The 1,263-nt window shown below is 53.5% G+C and carries 2 protein-coding genes; one reads left to right on the plus strand and one right to left on the minus strand.

Features of this window, described 5'->3' with window-relative positions:
• A partial coding sequence (locus CUC53_RS18055; RefSeq protein WP_236757970.1) for a DUF6444 domain-containing protein occupies nucleotides 1–238 on the minus strand: 238 nt, incomplete at its 3' end.
• 467 nt (nucleotides 239–705) lie between these two features.
• On the opposite strand from CUC53_RS18055, the gene CUC53_RS18060 reads away from it, so the two are divergent.
• A complete protein-coding gene (locus tag CUC53_RS18060) occupies nucleotides 706–1,164 on the plus strand; it encodes a hypothetical protein (RefSeq protein WP_100295386.1) in 459 nt (152 codons plus the stop codon).
• The last annotated feature ends 99 nt before the right edge of the window (nucleotides 1,165–1,263 follow it).

A 1,263-nucleotide genomic window follows, 5' to 3' on the forward strand; every position in this document is an offset into this window, starting at 1 on the left:
CCCGCCGCTGGCCTTTATGGCCAGGCTGGGCGCCACGTTTTTTACCGCAAGCCGGACGCAGCCGGGCAGATGGCGTGCTTCCCGGCCCGTCACTGGAGGGGGGCTTGGAAGAGTTGCCACTGTGCTGATTGAGGCGGTCCTCCAACTCGGTAATACGGTCCAGCAGCTTATGTATCAGCTCGTGGGCCTGTTCGAGGGTGAGTGAATTAACGGCCGGTGTCGGGTGCTTTTTGGTCATGCCAGTGATGATGCAACACGAGCGGGATCATGCAAGAGGCAAAGGCGGATCAAGAGACGATCGTCTCTTTTTTCCTGTCAAGCCACTCTCGGTGAACGGTTACGTTTATTCAGCCAAACCGGCAGCGGCTGGCAGATGTGGGTGACATCGACCGTGCCTATCTTGCTTGCTGAGGAGAAGCGATGTTGCACCTGAATGACCAATGTGCCACGGGAGGCATGGCCAACAGAGCGCGTGATGCGTCAGGATCGTTGCCGCTGGCAGGTAGTGTTGTTGTTCAAGGGGGAAGAAGGCGATCGCCTAAGGGCTGGAGAATGTAGGTCAAAAGAGGTTCCGAGTATTGAGTCACAAAGATGCTTAACTGACAGGCATTAGGAGTATTAGCTCCTTTTTTATACCGGTTAGATACTTCCGCTGCGGTCGGTTGCAGTCTATGTTCAATACAGAGGCTGATGAGGAGAACCGCTATGCGTGCCGCATGGTTGAGTATCTTGTTAGGTAACCTGATATGGAGTGCACAAGGGATAGCGCTTGAAACACTAGCGCCAGCCCATACTCCGCTGCACCATCAGCAGAAAAATCAACCTCGCCATGAGGTATGGCGCTCCACCCTGGATACTAATGACCTACTCAAAGCCCCTAAGCCCCTCTCTTTTGGGATTGAGGTCACAACGGACAACTACGGCAATCAGCGGGTCACCTCTTATCAGCAACTTAACTTGACTCCGGAAAAGGGCGTCAGTCTCTCCTTTGAACGCTACAAGCCCAGAGTCAAATTCAAGGCGGGTGGTATGCAGACAGCCATTAAGCTCCGAGGAGATGGGGTAAAAGTACAGCTTAGTCCGGTCGACAAGACCATTCCGTTACAAGTCGAACTGAAAGTCACTGACGACGAGTCGTCGCTGCGCCTTGACTATCGTTTCTGACTTTCTCTGGTCATGAAAAAACCGCAGACCGACAGGTTTCCCCAGTTGCTGGCTGGTTGCTGAAGACCCCCTCTTTTCAAAGAGGGGGTCTTCAGCAAC

The sequence above is a fragment of the Aeromonas cavernicola genome, assembly GCF_002795305.1.
GTDB lineage: Bacteria > Pseudomonadota > Gammaproteobacteria > Enterobacterales > Aeromonadaceae > Aeromonas > Aeromonas cavernicola.